14 protein-coding genes and 1 riboswitch are annotated in these 15,532 nt (G+C 64.5%); of the genes, 5 read left to right on the top strand and 9 right to left on the bottom strand.

Annotated elements, in window-relative coordinates; translation table 11 throughout:
- Window positions 1–4: 4 nt before the first annotated feature.
- Both WH265_RS13415 and WH265_RS13410 read right to left on the bottom strand, forming a co-directional pair.
- The gene (locus tag WH265_RS13415) at window positions 5–1,426 is read right to left on the bottom strand and encodes a cobyrinate a,c-diamide synthase (protein WP_339558605.1); all 1,422 of its coding nucleotides are present in this window, start codon (window positions 1,424–1,426) and stop codon (window positions 5–7) included.
- A 22-nt stretch (window positions 1,427–1,448) separates the two neighbouring features.
- On the bottom strand, window positions 1,449–3,350 hold the full coding sequence (locus WH265_RS13410; RefSeq protein ID WP_445228528.1) for a TonB-dependent receptor domain-containing protein: 1,902 nt from the start codon (window positions 3,348–3,350) through the stop codon (window positions 1,449–1,451).
- Window positions 3,351–3,434: 84 nt separating this feature from the next.
- Window positions 3,435–3,679, bottom strand: a riboswitch (cobalamin riboswitch).
- A gap of 39 nt (window positions 3,680–3,718) precedes the next feature.
- Here WH265_RS13410 and WH265_RS13405 point away from each other — a divergent pair.
- From WH265_RS13405 to WH265_RS13395, 3 genes are all read left to right on the top strand, one after another.
- Entirely contained in the window at window positions 3,719–3,934 is a 216-nt protein-coding gene (locus WH265_RS13405; RefSeq protein WP_021027064.1) for a hypothetical protein, read from the top strand.
- Window positions 3,934–4,353: a cell division protein ZapA gene (locus WH265_RS13400; protein WP_339558604.1), complete on the top strand. Its 420-nt coding sequence runs from the start codon at window positions 3,934–3,936 to the stop codon at window positions 4,351–4,353. Before WH265_RS13405 ends, WH265_RS13400 begins: the two co-directional genes overlap by 1 nt.
- 447 nt (window positions 4,354–4,800) lie before the next feature.
- On the top strand, window positions 4,801–5,622 hold the full coding sequence (locus WH265_RS13395) for a sulfite exporter TauE/SafE family protein (protein ID WP_339558603.1): 822 nt from the start codon (window positions 4,801–4,803) through the stop codon (window positions 5,620–5,622).
- A 16-nt stretch (window positions 5,623–5,638) separates the two neighbouring features.
- Here the strand turns inward: WH265_RS13395 and hemN are convergent, their stop codons facing one another.
- The gene (hemN, locus tag WH265_RS13390) at window positions 5,639–7,021 is read right to left on the bottom strand and encodes an oxygen-independent coproporphyrinogen III oxidase (RefSeq protein WP_339558602.1); all 1,383 of its coding nucleotides are present in this window, start codon (window positions 7,019–7,021) and stop codon (window positions 5,639–5,641) included.
- Window positions 7,022–7,171: 150 nt separating this feature from the next.
- Here hemN and fnr point away from each other — a divergent pair, with 150 nt between their 5' ends.
- Both fnr and WH265_RS13380 read left to right on the top strand, forming a co-directional pair.
- On the top strand, window positions 7,172–7,894 hold the full coding sequence (fnr, locus tag WH265_RS13385) for a fumarate/nitrate reduction transcriptional regulator Fnr (RefSeq protein ID WP_021027067.1): 723 nt from the start codon (window positions 7,172–7,174) through the stop codon (window positions 7,892–7,894).
- Window positions 7,895–8,049: 155 nt separating this feature from the next.
- Window positions 8,050–8,493 carry a universal stress protein gene (locus tag WH265_RS13380; RefSeq protein ID WP_021027068.1) on the top strand — a complete coding sequence of 148 codons (444 nt, stop codon included), beginning with the start codon at window positions 8,050–8,052 and terminating at the stop codon, window positions 8,491–8,493.
- A gap of 110 nt (window positions 8,494–8,603) precedes the next feature.
- Here WH265_RS13380 and WH265_RS13375 read toward each other — a convergent pair whose 3' ends face one another.
- The 6 genes from WH265_RS13375 to WH265_RS13350 form a co-directional block, all read right to left on the bottom strand.
- Entirely contained in the window at window positions 8,604–10,160 is a 1,557-nt protein-coding gene (locus tag WH265_RS13375) for a malonate--CoA ligase (RefSeq protein WP_339558601.1), read from the bottom strand.
- A 66-nt stretch (window positions 10,161–10,226) separates the two neighbouring features.
- Window positions 10,227–11,018 carry an enoyl-CoA hydratase/isomerase family protein gene (locus WH265_RS13370; protein WP_339558600.1) on the bottom strand — a complete coding sequence of 264 codons (792 nt, stop codon included), beginning with the start codon at window positions 11,016–11,018 and terminating at the stop codon, window positions 10,227–10,229.
- Window positions 11,019–11,034: 16 nt separating this feature from the next.
- Complete coding sequence (locus tag WH265_RS13365) at window positions 11,035–12,051, bottom strand: Bug family tripartite tricarboxylate transporter substrate binding protein (protein ID WP_445228527.1); 1,017 nt, start codon at window positions 12,049–12,051, stop codon at window positions 11,035–11,037.
- A 193-nt stretch (window positions 12,052–12,244) separates the two neighbouring features.
- Entirely contained in the window at window positions 12,245–13,723 is a 1,479-nt protein-coding gene (locus tag WH265_RS13360; protein ID WP_339558599.1) for a malonyl-CoA decarboxylase, read from the bottom strand.
- Window positions 13,720–14,388, bottom strand: coding sequence for a GntR family transcriptional regulator (locus WH265_RS13355; RefSeq protein WP_021027073.1), 669 nt, complete (start codon window positions 14,386–14,388; stop codon window positions 13,720–13,722). The genes WH265_RS13360 and WH265_RS13355 overlap by 4 nt, the downstream gene beginning before the upstream one ends.
- 312 nt (window positions 14,389–14,700) lie before the next feature.
- A complete protein-coding gene (locus WH265_RS13350; protein ID WP_339558598.1) occupies window positions 14,701–15,489 on the bottom strand; it encodes a transporter substrate-binding domain-containing protein in 789 nt (262 codons plus the stop codon).
- Between the last annotated feature and the right edge of the window lie 43 nt (window positions 15,490–15,532).

The raw sequence follows: 15,532 nt of genomic DNA, 5'->3' as shown, positions 1-15,532 counted from the left end.
CATCTTAGGCGTTCAGTGCCTCGGTATGCCAGGCCTGCGGATCGACCACCGGCATGTCCACCCCCAGCAAGGCGGCCACCGCCTGCGGGCACGAGGGGAACCAGGCATGGAAATAGCTCGCATGGATGCTGCCCTGCTGGTAGACGGCTTCGCCCTTGCCGCTGTCGGCCGCCTGGCCCGGGCGGCTGCTGCGTGCCACTTCCAGGGCCTCGCTCTGCAGCTTGGAGTAGTGAAAGGTATGGCCGCGCAGCATGCCCCAGGGCGTCAGCAGCTGCTGCATGCCCAGACCCGCCAGGCGCTGCTGCATGACGGCCTGCGCTGGCAGCAAGCCCCACAAGCTGTGCCAGCGGCTGTCCAGGTCGGTCAGGCCCTCGGCCAGTGCCACCATGCCGCCGCATTCGGCCCAGACGAGCTTGCGCTGTTCCAGGTGCGCCTGCAGATCGAGCTGCAGGCCGGCATTGGCCTTGAGCGCCGGCAGATGCAGCTCCGGGTAGCCACCCGGCAGCCACAGCGCATCGCAGGCGGGCAGGCGGTCGCCGGCAATCGGCGAGAAAAAGGCCAGCTCGGCACCCATGGCCTGCAGGCATTCCAGATTGGCGGTGTAGATAAAGCTGAAAGCGGCATCGCGGGCGACGGCAATGCGCCGCCCGGCCAGCCAGGCGGGCACCGGGGCGGCAGCAGCAGGCGCGGTAAAGGCCACCGTCCAGCGCTGCTGCCACTCCTGCCAGCTCAGCTGGCCCAGCGGCGTTTGCGCCAGCACATCGGCGGCGGCATCCAGGCGCTCGGCAGCGTCGTGCAGTTCATGGGCTGCCACCAGGCCCAGATGGCGCTCGGGCAGCAGGTTGGCGCGCGGTTTCGCAGCATCGAGGCTCACCTGGTTCATCGCGCCCAGCCACAGTGCCGCATCGCGCAGGCCGCTGCGCAGCATCTCACCATGGTGGGCGGTGGCCACGCGGTTGGCCAGCACGCCGGCCAGCTGCAGACCCGGGTCATAGTGCTGCAGGCCATGGGCAATGGCGCCAAAGGTGGCGGCCATGGCCGATGCATCCACCACCACCACGGCGGAGATGCCCAGCGACTTGGCCAGCTCGGCCGCGCTGTTGGCACCGTCGAACAGGCCCATCACGCCTTCGATCAGCAGCATATCGTTGCTTTGCGCGGCCTGGAACAGGCGTGCGCGCACATCGGCTTCGCCGTTCATCCAGCGGTCCAGCGCATGCACCGGCTGGCCGCTGGCCAGGCGCAGCCACTGCGGATCGAGAAAATCCGGGCCGCATTTGAACACCTGCACCCGCCGGCCCTGGCGGGCATGCAGGCGCGCCAAGGCTGCCGTCACCGTGGTCTTGCCCTGGCCGGATGCGGGCGCCGCAATCAGCAGGGCCACGCAAGCGGCTGTTGGGCGGTCCTGAACCTTCGTCTCTGTCATGGCTGGCTTATCCCCTCTGCGCTCAGCGCGGCATCCACTTCACACCCACATACACGCTGCGCCCTTCGGTGGCATAGGTGCGTGCGGTCTGGTAGCGCTTGTCGGTCAGGTTGTTGATCCGGGCGATCAGGTTCACATCCTTGACGATCTCGGTCTGCGCCGACAGGTTGAACAAGGTGTAGCCGCCCAGCACATTGGTGTTGGCGGCATTGTCAAAGCGCTTGGCGCTGGTCTGCAGATCGGCAGCCCAGGTCCAACCGGCGGCACGGGTCTCGGCGCCCAGGGTGGCATAGCGCTTGGCGCGGCGCGCCAGCAGCTTGTCGTTTTCGGTATCGCGCGGGTTCTGGAAGTCGACCGAGCCGTGCAGGTTGAAGGCGCCCAGCTTGGTCGTGGCCGCCAGGGTAATGCCTTCCAGGCGTGCCTTGCCCACGTTGGCATAGCAGCCAAATTCGCTGTCGCAACTGCCGGGCGACGAGAAGTTGATCAGGTTGGTGACCCGGTTGCGGTAGGCCGTGGCCGAGAAGCTGTCGGCACCCTGCGCCCAGCGCAGGCCCAGCTCGGCATTGCGGCTTTTCTCGGGCTGCAGCGATGCGTCGCCGTATTCGCTAAAGCGCTGGTAGAGCGTGGGCGCGCGAAAAGCCGTGCCCACGGTCGCGGTGGCGCGCCAGTTCGTTGCAAAGGTATAGCCATAGGCGGCGCTGCCAGTGGTCTTACCGCCAAACTCGCTGTCGTCATCGCGGCGCAGGTTCAGCTGCACCGTGTGCGGGCCGGTGTTCAGGCCATAGCCCAGCGCCAGCGCATTCTGGTGGCGGTCGCGGTCAACGCCGCCATTGGTCAGTGCGTCGTCACGCCGCTCCAGCGCGGCCGTCAAGGTGTGGACGCCCAGGCGCCATGTATTTTGGAACAGGTAATTGTGCAGGCGCGTGTCCGTCTGGTAGGGCGAGGGCCGGGTCTCGTAGTAGTCGCGCGACTGGCTGAACTGCAGCTTGGTGCTGTAGTGCTCGGTCCACTGCGCCTGCCAGTTCAGGCCCAGCGCATACATCTTGTTGAGGCTGCGGTCGTCCTCGGACAGGCTGCTGTCATAGCCCGAGTTCACATCGCTGGCCAGCAAGGTGGCCTCCAGCCGGTGCTGGCGATTGATCTGGTAGCCCAGGCGGCCGCTGACCGCATTGCTGCGGTAGTCGTCCTTGTCCGGGTTGGCGGTGGCGACCGTACGGGCATTGAAGCCATCGGTCTGCGAGCGGTTCAGGCCCAGCGCGTAATCCCAGCCCTCGGCGCTGCCGGAGATACCTGCCTCGGCCGTGAACGTGCCCCGGTTGCCAAAGCCCAGGCCCACATAGGGCTGGGGCACGCCGCCCTCACCCTTCTTGGTGAAGATCTGCACCACGCCGCCCATCGCGTCCGAGCCGTAGACGGCAGCGGCCGGGCCACGCAGCACTTCGATGCGGTCGATCAGCGCCAGCGGAATCGACTGCCAGGAGGCGCCGCCGGTCGATTGCGAATCCATGCGCACGCCGTCGACATAGACCGCGGTAAAGCGTGAATCGGCGCCGCGCATGAACACGCTGGTCGTCGTGCCCGGCCCGCCGTTGCGCGAAATCTGGATGCCCGGAACGCGCGCGAGCACATCGGCCACGCTGCCCGGGCCCTGGCGCTCGATGGTCTGCGCATCAATGATGGACATATCGGCCACCAGATCGGAGAGCGGCTGCTCGATGCGGTTGGCGGTCACCACCATCTCTTGCAGGTTTTTACCCTCTGTTTCCTGGGCGGCTGGAGCCTGCTGCGCCTGTGCTGGCAGCGCCAACAGGGGCAACGCCGATGCGATGGCCAAGGCCAAAAAACGGGGGGAATGGAGGGTGCCCGAGCGGGGCGCAAGCGCGGGACGCGCGCAGCGGCGTGTCGAAAAAGCAGAGGAAAACATGCACTGAGTTGGTGATGAACCACCCCGCGCCAGCCTCCCCGCCGGCAATGGGGAACACGGAGGCCGCAGCAAGGCCTCAGCCGCGCGCCTCCACTATTGTTGGCCGGTATCCGGGCTGGCGATGACACAGCACACGCCTTCCCAAACACTTGTTCAAGGTATTCAGTGGCATAGTGGTGGCTGTGGATGGCGCAAAAGCCAACCATCGCTTACCGTTGCGGGGGCAGCGCAGGTTGCGTAAGGCTTGTAGGGCACAAGCAGCGCTCCTGCTTCCCGTTGAACTGCCCCCATGTGAACCACTGGGGCGAGCACCAACGGGTACAATTTTAGCGTTAAACCCATTGCGCACTTAAGAAGACTGTCTCTCTATGGCCACTACGCCTTCTATGGATCTGATGCTTGAGCGGGTGGAGGCACTGCTGAGCCGTCATGAGGCTTTGCAACGCGCCCACGCCCAATTGCAAGAGCAAGTCACCACCCTGACCCAGGAGCGCGACTCCCTCCAATCGCGCCTGACAGCGGCCCGCGCCCGCGTGGATGCACTGATCGAACGCCTGCCCAAGACCTTTGACCAGGACGAATGATGAAACAGCTGGAAGTACACATCATGCAGCAAAGCTATATGCTGGGCTGCCCCGAAGGCCAGGAAGCACGTCTGCTGGCCGCCGTCAAGCATGTCGATGAGGCCATGAGCGGTATCCGCGACGCGGGCAAGATCCGTGGCCGCGAGCGCATCGCCGTGCTGGCTGCCCTCAATGTCGCCTTTGATCTGCTGGATTTGCAGGTGCAGAACAGCCAGCTCAGCCAGACGGCGGACGCGTTGCAGGCACAGGCCGCTGCCCAGTCTGCCGCGATGGCCGAGGCCCAAGCCCAGCCCGCTGCCGGCGGCCAGGCCAGCCTCGACTGGGACGAACCCCGCCTGCAGTCTGTCATGCAAAGGCTGGACGCCGCACTGGCGCCCGCCCCTGCCAAGGCTGCCGAAACCCTGGACACCAGCGCCTGAGGCCTGGCGGCAAGCTGGCGCCAACACCAGATTGCCGCCCCATGCAATGCCTCCGCACAAAATACCACCTTTTCCATTACTCAATATAGCTAGCCAGCTATCTTTTTTGACCAATCCAGGCACATTGGCATGCAGTTTTGGTGGGTGCAGCAGGCGCGAGCGATTACAATGGAGGCGTTCGCAGCCCTGCTGGACTTTATAGTTCCTTGAACCAATGCTCTACGAGCACGGGCTTGGTACATCACCTATTGAGCGTGATCGTCTCGCGTCAGATGAACCCAACGATAGGTTGCCCTTGCCCACCTGAACCCCCGGTTCAGGATGACGGTCCAGTGGATCCGCTGCGAACACCTGATTTTTTCGGGCAGGCTGCCCAACCTGTCTTCTCCTCTCCGCGACAGCGGGGTTTCAGGCCACCTGTTTCAGGTGGCCTTTTTACTGCGCGCCATGACTGATCCTCTTGTTTTGCTGCCGCTGTCGTTTCTGGGCCTGATCGGCGGATTTCTGGCGGGCCTGCTGGGCATTGGCGGCGGCATGGTGCTGGTGCCCTTTATCACCTACATCCTGGGCACCCAGGGCGTGGCGCCGGAGCTGGCGATCAAGATGGCGATTGCCACCTCGATGGCGACCATCGTCTTCACCTCGATGTCCAGCGTGCGCGCCCACCACCAGCATGGCGCCGTGCGCTGGGACCTTGTCAAACGCCTGGCCCCGGGCATTGTGCTGGGCGGCCTGCTGGCCAGCCTGGGCATTTTTGCGGTGCTCAAGGGCAGCTACCTGGGTTTGTTTTTTGGCCTGTTCATTGGTTACTCGGCACTGCGCATGTTCCGCAAGCCCAACAGCAAGGCCATGCGCGCCATGCCGGGCACGGCCGGCCAGGTGGCCGCTGGCGGCGTGATCGGCTGCCTCTCGGGCCTGGTGGGCGCCGGTGGCGCCTTCATCAGCGTGCCTTTCATGACCTGGTGCAGCGTGCCGATGCACAACGCGGTGGCCACCAGCTCGGCACTGGGTTTTCCAATTGCGGTCACCAATGTCATCGGCTTCATGGTGGCTGGCCTGCACCTGCAGGGCCTGCCACCGCATTCGCTGGGCTATATCTGGCTGCCCGGCCTGGCCGCCATTGCCACCTGCAGCGTGCTGACGGCGCCGCTGGGCGCCCGTGCCGCGCACCGGCTGCCGGTGGGCCAGCTCAAGAAGATCTTTGGCGGCATCTTGCTGTGCCTGGCCGCGTACATGCTCTACAAGAGCCTGGCGGCCTGGCAGGGCTGAGACTTGCCAGAGCGGGCTAGATAATCCGCGAGAAGCGCGCCCGGTTGCGGTCGGCCTGCAGGTTCTTGTCGAACACCATGGCCACGCCGCGCACAAAGTACCAACCCAGCTCGGTCACATTGATCGCCTCGTCGCTCAGCTGCACCAGGCCTTGCTCCTGCAGCTCGCGCAGCTGGGCCAGCTCGGCGGCAAAGTACTGCGCAAAATCAATCAGCCAGGCCTGCTCCAGCGATTCAATCGCCAGGCTCCCCTGGCACATCAGGCCCATGATCACCGCGCGGCGCAGCAGGTCATCGCGCGTCAATGCCAGGCCCCGCACCACGGGGATCTGACCCTGGTCGATCAGGTCGTAGTACTCCTCCAGGGTCTTGGCATTCTGGCTGTAGGTCGCGCCAATGCGGCCGATGGCCGACACGCCCAGCGCCAGCAGATCGCAATCGGGCTGGGTGCTGTAGCCCTGAAAGTTGCGGTGCAGGCGCCCTTGGCGCTTGGCCACCGCCAAGGCATCGTCGGGCAAGGCGAAATGGTCCATGCCCACATACACATAACCGGCGCCTTCCAGCGCGGCCAGGGCCTGGGCCAGCATGGCCAGCTTGTCGGCCGGGCTGGGCAGGTCCTGCGCCTGGATGCGGCGCTGGGGCTTGAAGCGCTCGGGCAGGTGCGCATAGGCGTAGAGCGCAATGCGGTCGGGCCGCAGCGCATTGACCTGCTCCATCGTGCGCACAAAGCTGGCCGGGCTTTGCTGGGGTAGACCATAGATCAGATCGATATTGATAGATTCAAAGCCGATCTCACGCGCCTGCTCGACCAAGGCAAACACCTGGTCGGCGGGCTGCTCGCGGTGCACGGCCTTTTGCACCAGCGGGTCAAAATCCTGCACGCCAAAGCTCAGCCGGTTAAAGCCCAGCTGGTAGAGATGCTGCAGGCGCTCGCGGCTCACGGTGCGCGGGTCCACCTCGATCGAGTACTCGCCACCGGGCTGCAGATGAAAACGCTGCTTGACCATGTCCATCAGGCGGCTGAGGCCGGCATCGGTCAAGAACGTGGGCGAGCCGCCGCCCAGGTGCAGCTGGCTGATGGTGGGACGGGCGCTGACATGGGCCAGCTGCAGGTCCAGCTCGCGCTCGAGGTAGTCCAGGTACTCGTCGGCCCGCTCGGCATGCTTGGTGATGATCTTGTTGCAGGCACAGTAGTAGCACAGCGAGGCGCAGAACGGCACATGCACATACAAGGACAGCGGAGCGAGCCTGCCAGCCAGGCCGGTGCCGCGTTGCGCCAGCGCCTGCTTGTACTCATTCGCAGCAAAGGCTTCAACAAATCGGTCTGCGGTAGGATACGAGGTGTAACGGGGGCCGGGAACATCAAAACGGCGCAGCAGGTCGGGGGTCAGGGAAATCATGTGGCTTCTTCCTAGCGGACCCCCAATGTGCCCCAAGCTCTGCCACGCGTCCTTGATGTACATCAAGAACCCATTTGGCGCCTGCACGCACAATAGGCGCATACGAGGAACGCCGTTCCTACATGAATATTTGTTCACGGGTATTGATACATGACATCCAACTCCATCAAAGTGGTGTGCTCCAACTGCAATTTGCGCGAGCTGTGCATGCCCGTGGGACTGTCGGCCGAACAAATGGAGCGCATCGACGAGATCGTCGCCACCCGGCGCAAGATCAAACGCGGCAGCGCGCTGTTCCGCAACGGTGAGACCTTCACCTCCCTCTATGCGATTCGCACCGGCTTTTTCAAGACCAGCATCGCCACCGAAGACGGACGCGACCAGGTCACCGGCTTTCAGATGGCCGGCGAGATCATCGGGCTTGACGGCATCGTCAACGACCGCCATTCCTGCGACGCGATTGCGCTGGAAGACGCCGAAGTCTGCGTGATGCCCTACTCCTCGCTCGAAGACCTGTCGCGCGAAGTGACCGCCTTGCAGCACCATGTGCACAAGGTCATGAGCCGCGAGATCGTGCGCGAGCATGGCGTCATGCTGCTGCTGGGCAGCATGCGCGCCGAAGAGCGCCTGGCCGCCTTCTTGCTGAACCTGGTGCAGCGCCTGCATGCCCGGGGCTTTTCGCAGCATGAGCTGATCCTGCGCATGACACGCGAGGAAATCGGCAGCTACCTGGGCCTCAAGCTCGAGACCGTCAGCCGCACCTTCTCCAAGTTTGCCGAGGAGAACATCATCGAGGTCAAGCAGCGCCATGTGCGCATTCTGGACACCGACAAGCTCCAGGGCCTGATCAACACCCAGGCCTGCTCGGCCTAAGCTAAGCAGCTATTCCAAGTCGCCGCGTCAGCGGATACAAACGCGGTCTGATCCGACATCCGCTCAAGCCGCAAGCGGCGATGCTCTGTGTTGAATCCACGGCAAGGCTGGCCCCTGGTCGCCCTGCCCTACGTCTGACCTGAAAGGAGCCTGCCATGTACCAACATATCCTGCTTGCCACCGATGGCTCTGAGCTGTCCGAGAAGGCCGTGCGCCACGCCCTCGCGCTGGCCAAGCTGAGCCACGCCACGGTCACCGCCGTCAACATCTCGCCCAACTACCCGCGCAGCTACTTCGAGGGCAGCACCATGCAAAACCCCGATGACATTGCGCGCATCGAGGACGGCTGGGAACGCGCCGCCCAGGGCATTGTCGACAAGGTGGTGGCCGAAGGCGCTGCCACCGGCGTGCCCATCAAGACCCTGGTGATCAAGTCCGACATGATTGCCGAGGCGCTGCTGGAGACGGCGAAAAAGGAAAACTGCGACCTGATCGTCATGGCATCGCACGGCTACCGGGGCTTGAAGCGCCTGCTGCTGGGCAGCGAAACCCAGCATGTGCTGACCCATGCGACGATACCGGTGCTGGTGCTGCGCTGATCGCCACCTAAGCGCATCCGCCCAATAGCAAACCCTCGCCTGTGGCAGCTTCTTGGCTGCCACAGCGCGAGGGTTTTGTCATGGCGGCGCAGGCCGCCTTCATGGGCGCATCAGCCCTTGAACAGGCCCTGGTACTGGTCGCGCAGCAGGTTCTTTTGCACCTTGCCCATGGTGTTGCGTGGCAGCTCGCCCACGACAAAGCAGCGCTTGGGAATCTTGAAGTTGGCCAGCTGCTTTTTCAAAGTCGCAATGATGCCCTCGGCATCGAGCTGCTGGCCCGCCTTGGCAATGACCACGGCCACGCCCACTTCGCCAAAATCGGGGTGCGGCACGCCGACCAGCGCGCTTTCCGCGACGCCCGGCAGTTCGTTGATGAAGCCCTCGATCTCGGCCGGGTAGACGTTGTAGCCGCCGGAGATGATCAGGTCCTTGCTGCGGCCGACGATGGTCACATAGCCGCGCGCATCGATCTTGCCCACGTCGCCGGTCTTGAACCAGCCGTCGGCCGTGAACTCCTGCGCGGTCTTCTCGGGCATGCGCCAGTAGCCGCTGAACACATTGGGGCCTTGCACCTGGATATGGCCGATCTCATCGGCGCCCAGCGCCTGGCCGTCATCGCCCTGCGCCCGCACGCCCACACCCGGCAGCGGAAAGCCCACCGTGCCGCCCCGGCGCTCATCCTGGCCGCCATGGCGGGCATCGGCCTGGTAGGGGTTGGAGACCAGCATGATGGTCTCGCTCATGCCATAGCGCTCCAAAATCGTGTGGCCGGTGCGGGTCTGCCAGTCGCGGAAGGTCTCGATCAGCAACGGCGCCGAGCCGGAGATGAACAAACGCATGTGCTGGGCCGCCGCCTTGGTCAGGCCCGGCTCGGCCAGCAGGCGCACATACAGGGTCGGCACGCCCATGAAGACCGTCGCCCGCGCCATCGCGGCAATCACCGCCTTGGGCTCGAACTTGGCAAACCAGACCATCTTGCTGCCATTGAGCAAGGCCGCATGGATCGCGACAAACAGGCCATGCACATGGAAGATCGGCAGCGCATGGATCAGCACATCGCCCTTTTTCCAGCCCCAGTAGTCCTTGAGCATCACGGCATTGCTCAGCAGGTTGCCATGGCTCAGCATCGCGCCCTTGCTGCGCCCGGTGGTACCACTGGTGTAGAGGATGGCAGCCATATCGTCGGCAGATTTCTGCGCAGGCGTGTGCGCATCGGCGCAGTGCACCGCACGCTCCAGCAGCGTGCCGCTGCGGTCATCGCCCAGGGTAAACACGCTTTGCGTGCCGCACTGGAAAGCGATCTTGGAGACCCAGCCAAAGTTGGCCGGCGAGCAGACCACCACGGCCGGCTCGGCATTGGTGACAAAGTACTCGATCTCGGCGCTTTGGTAGGCGGTGTTGAGCGGCAGAAACACATGGCCGGCGCGCAAGGTGGCCAGGTACAGCGCCATCGCTTCGACCGACTTTTCCACCTGCACCGCTACGCGGCTGCCGGAAGGAATATTCAGTGAATCGAGCAGGTTGGCGATGCGCGCGCTCATGCGGTCCAGGTCGCGCCAGCTGTAGTTCAGCGGCTCACCGCTGGCCGAGGTGGTCTCCACGGCGATGGCATCGAGGTCCTCAGGAAAGGCCGCGCGCAGGGCGCAGAACAGGTTGTCGTTGGTCATGTTTGTCTACTTGGTTGGTGGTTTCCTTGGCGCCTGCGGCCTGGCCGGTGGCCAGCGCAGGCACGGTCAAAACTGGGCTGCTCTTTTGGCGACAAAGGCGGCAATGCCTTCGCGGTGTTCTGCCGAATCGGCATAGGCATAGGGCTGCTGCAGCACCGGGGCCTGGGCATCGCCTTCGGCCAGCGCACGCAGCAGCTGCTTGGTCATGCGGGCGGCCTGGGGCGCCAGGCCGCAGATGCGGGCGACGCTGCGTTCCAGCTGGGCGTGCAGGTCTTGAGCGGGGTACACCTGGCTCAAAAAGCCCGAGGCCAGCATCTGCTCGGCGCCAAAGACCGCTGCCTCCAGCAGCATCTGCCGCGTCTTGGCAGGCCCCACCTGGCTCAGCACCAGCGCCGCCTCCTTGGGCGCCATCGGAAAGCCCAGCTTGGCAATCGGCGCGCCAAACTGGGCTCTGTCTGTTGCCAGGCGGGTGTCGCAGCAGCTGGCCAGCTCCACGCCCGCGCCCATGCAGGCGCCGTCAATGGCAGCGACCAGCGGCACATCGCATTGCAGCATGGCATGGAGCGCCGGCCAGACCTCGCCTTCGTGGAAGGCGGCCAGGCTCTCTGGCTGAAAGCGAAAGCCGGCGTACTCCGAGATATCGCCACCGGCACAAAAGGCCTCGCCCTCGCCTTGCAGCACGATGCAGCGCAGCCCGGGCTGGCGCTGCAGGTCCTCAAACACGCGGCGCAGCTGGCGCCACATGGCGCGCGACATGGCATTGCGCTTGCCCGCATGGTCCAGCACCACGCGCACGGCCTGCGCGCGGGATGCCTCCTTGCCCGCCACCCACGATTGCACACGAACCTGCCCCGCCATCATCTCGCTCCTCTTGTCATTCAATCTTCGCACCCGAGGCCTTGACCACCTCGGCCCAGCGCTTGACCTCGTCGGCCACAAAGGCGGCAAACTGCGGCTGCGTCATGCTGCCATATTCCGCACCATTCTTGGCCCAGATGGCCTTGATTTCTTCCGACGCGCCCATGCGTTTGGCCTCTTCGAACATGCGCGCCTGCAGCTCGGGCGAGGTGCCCTTGATGGCCCAGAGGCCGTACCAGGTGGTCACGTTGTAATCGGGCAGCCCCACTTCGGCAGCGCAGGGCACATCGGGCAGCGATGGGTTGCGCTGGCTGCCCGAGACCATCAGGCACTTGATGCGCCCGGCGGCGATATGCGCGGCCGACGAGCCCAGGCCGTCGAACAGCATGTCCACATTGCCGGCAATCAGGTCCTGCAGCGCCGGGCCCGCGCCCTTGTAAGGCACATGCAGAATGTCGGTCTGGCTCTGGATCTTGAACAGCTCGCCAGCCAGGTGGTGGCTGGTGCCCGCGCCGGCCGAGGCAAAGCTCATCTTGCCCGGGTTGGCCTTGAGCTGGGCCAGCAGCTGCTGCATATTGGCCGCCGTCACCCGCTTGGGGTTGACCACCAGCACCTGCGGCACCGTGGCGAGCAGGGCCAGCGGCACCAGGTCCTTCTGGATGTCGTAATCGAGCTTGGGGTAGACCGAGGGCGCAATCACATGGTGGGTGCCGCCCATGAAGAAATGGTAGCCGTCGGAGGGCTGGCGCGCAGCAAAGCTGGCGCCCAGGGTGCCGCCAGCGCCGCCTTTGTTGTCGATCACCAGGGTCTTGCCCGAGATTTTCGAGAACTGCGAGGACAGCGGCCGCGCAAAGGCATCGGTGCCGCCCCCTGCGGGAAAGGGCACCACCCAGGTCACCGGCTTGGTGGGCCAGTCCTTGGCTGCTGCAGTGTTGGCCCAGCTCCAGGCGGGCAGCGCCGTGCCCGCCATGCCAGCGGCCAGGCCCAGCAGGGTTCGTCTTCTGGACGGGGAAGGTGTATTGCTCTTGGTCATCTTGTCTCCTAACGGTTATTTTTAAAGATCCACGCACACCCGCCTGCGCGCGCCGACAGCAACGCGCAGGCCCTGGGTGGTCAGCAAAGAATGCCTACCACCCAGGCTGCGGCCCTGATGGGGGCCTGCAGCTCTCTCCAGGCCAGCGCAGCGCCCGGGGCGCGATGCTGGCCTGCCATCCTCAAAAACAGGTTCAGACCTTGGCCAGCGCCTCGATGCCCGATGACACCGGAATCTTGCCCTGGGCGAGCGCATTGCGGTGCTTGTCCAGGCGCTTCAAGTCGTACAGGTAGTTCACCATCAAACCATAGGACTGCTTGATGCCCTTGGCCGAGGTATCACCCGCCCAGTTCAGGCGCTCGACGCGCGAGCCATTGCCCAGGTGAAAGCGCGCGACCGGGTCCACCGGTTTGTCCTTGACCAGGCTCTTGCCCAGGTAGCGGGCAGCAGCATGCCGCAGCAGCTTGGCGGCCGCATCGCCCGCCTGCCACTGGCCCGGTTGCTCCAGCGCGGCCATCCAGTCATCCACCGTCGGCTCGGCCTTGTCCAGTGCCTTGCCCAGCTCGGCGCGCAGGCGCTTGTCGGCGCCCTCCCAGACCTCGGCCGCGTTCTTGCCCAGCCAGCTGCGAAAACCCGGTATCGGCGACAAGGTCGCGAACTGGCGCAGCTTGGGAAACTCCTGCAGCAGCTGCTCGACCACGGTCTTGATCAGCGAATCGCCAAAACTCACGCCGCGCAAACCGGTCTGGGTGTTGCTGATCGAGTAGAAGATCGCCGTGCTGGCCTTGTTCACATCGGCTGCGGCGGCGGCCTCGTCCAGCAGCGGCGCAATGCTGTCCGACATCTTGTCGACCAGGGCCACCTCGACAAAGATCAGCGGCTCGTTGGGCAGGCGCGGGTGGAAAAAGCCGTAGCAGCGGCGGTCACTGTCGAGGCGGTTTTTCAGATCGGTCCAGCTGCGGATGTCATGCACCGCTTCGTACTTGATGAGTTTTTCGAGCAAGGACGCGGGCGAATCCCAGCTGAGGCTGCGCAGCTCCAAAAAGGCGATGTCAAACCAGGTCGAGAACAGGTATTCCAGATCGGCGTCCACGGCGACCAGCCATTCCTGGCTCTTGAGCTGGGGCAGCATCTGCGCGCGCAGATCGAGCAAGAAGCGCATGCCCTGCGCGGGCACCGCAAAGCGCTGGAACAGGCGCATGCGCGGGGTCTGCAAGGCCTTGCGCAGGTGGCGCTCGGCAGCGGCCATGCTGGCGGTGCCGATCGCGTCCTCATATCGCTGGCGGGCCTGGCCGATCTTGGCCACATCGGGCACAAACTGCTCGCACAGCAGGCGCCAGCAGTCCAGGCGCTGCTCGGGCTGGGCGGCGGCATACCACTGCATCACCGGCTCGGCCAGGCGCCCGCCTTCGGCATCGCTCACCTCGCTGGCGCCCACGGCCTGCAGGTCGGCCAGCAGGCGGCGCAGCTCGCGCGGCGACAGCGCCTCATTGCCCCGGCGCAAGGTGGCCTTGAGGCGCTCGGTGGTGCTGCGCTCGCCTTCGGCAGCGCTGCTGCTGCCCAGCTCGGTAGGAATGCCGACCGAGCGCAGCCAGGCCGCGCTTTTTTGCAGCCAGCTGTTGGCGGCGCTGTCCACCCCAGTGGCGGGCGAAGTTTCGGTAGCGGTGGTCATAAAGCAATCCTTGACAGTGAAAGGGGGGTGGTGCGCAGCAGGGCCTTGCGCTGCTGCAGCAAATGGTTGCGCATAGTCTGCTCGGCGGCATCGGCGTCGCCCGTCAGCATCACGGCATAGATATCGAGGTGTTCCTGCAAGCTGGCCTGCAGGCGGCCGGGCGCACGCAGCTGGTGCAGCCGTGCCAGGCGCAGAATGCGGCGCAGATCGGCAATGGCCTGGGCCAGCCAGCGGTTGTCGGCCAGGGTGATGAAGGCCTCATGGATCTGGTGGTTCATGCGGTAGTAGGCCGCGATGTCGCCCGCCTCGGCGTAGTGGGTCAGCTGCTCGTGCATCACATCGAGCACGGCGCGGTCGGCGCTGCTGAGTTTCTTGGTGGCCTCGTAGGCGGCGCGCCCCTCCAAGAGCGCAATGACCGGAAAGATATCGTCCAGATCGCGCTCGGTCACGGTCTCGACAAAGCAGCCGCGCCGGGGTTCATGGCGCAGCAGCCCTTCGGAGACCAGCAGTTTGAGGGCTTCGCGCAGCGGTGTGCGTGAGACGGACAGCTGGTCGCACAGTGCCTTTTCATCCAGCAGTTCGCCTGCGGCGAGGGTGCCGGCAAAGATCAGGTCACGCACCTGGATCGCCACCGTGTCGTGCAAAGGCTGTCCGGCAACCGCCATCCGCTCACTCCTTTGGGAAAAATTCGCTCTGCACCGCCCGCCCCAGACTCCCACTTTGTCATTGGAATTAGCTTTGGCTTTGTCTCTTGCTCAGAGACCAGTCCAGCAGTGCAATGCTGTAATTATGAGAAATTACAGCGCATTTTGTCCCCCGTGTTAACACCCGGTTCATACCCCGCGACCACTGTTACCGGTGCAAACGCTTACCTTCCTCGGCTGCGGGCACAAAAAAAGCAGGCACCGGTTGCACCAGGCCTGCTAGCGTTACTGGTGGGGGCCACGCCCCCTGCCGTTGCGAACTGCGTTGCGTTCTCAGTCCTTGCCGTAAGGGTCAAAGTCAAAGTACTTGTCGGCGATCTGCTTGTAGCGGCCGTCCGCGCGGATGGCGGCAATCGCATCGTTGAGCGACTTCTTCAGCTCGGGCTGGCCCTTGCGCATCGCAATGCTGGCGCCTTCGCCAAAGATCTTCTTGTCCACCAAGGTGTCGCTGACAAACTCAAAGTTCTGGCCCTCGGGCTTTTTCAAAAAGCCGTAGGCGATCTCGACGCTGTCGGCGACCGAGCCGTCCAGGCGGCCGGAATTGATGTCCAGGTAGACCGGGTCACGGCCGGGGTAGGAGACCACATCGGCGCCTGCAGGCTTGAGGTAGGTCAGCGCCCACTTCTCCTGGATGCTGGCCTTGAGCACGCCAATCTTCTTGCCCTTGAGCGACTCGGGGCCGGTGTACTTGAAGCCTTTGGGCATCACGATGCGCGCACCGGTGTGGTAGTACTTGTTCGTGAAGTCCACGACACGGGCGCGGTCCTCGTTCTTGGCCATCGAGCTGATGATCACGTCGTACTTCTTGGCCTGCAGACCGGGGATCATGCCGTCCCAGACCTGCTCGACAAACACGCACTTGCGCTGGATCTGGGCGCACAGCGCATTGGCGATGTCGACGTCGAAACCGGCGGGCTGGCCTGTGGGCAGCTTGTAGGTAAAGGGCTCATAGCTCAGGTCCACGGCCACTTTCAGATCGGGCAAGGTCTGCTGCGCAGACACCGCTGCACTGCCCAGCACGCACACACCGGCCACCAGGCCCAGCACCCATTTTTTGGTCATATCGTCTTCTCTCCGCTCAGGCAAAAAACAAAGCCGCTGTGCC

This window comes from Comamonas sp. MYb396 (genome assembly GCF_037479555.1).
Lineage (GTDB): Bacteria > Pseudomonadota > Gammaproteobacteria > Burkholderiales > Burkholderiaceae_C > Comamonas.
This window is presented reverse-complemented; position numbering and strand designations above follow the sequence as displayed.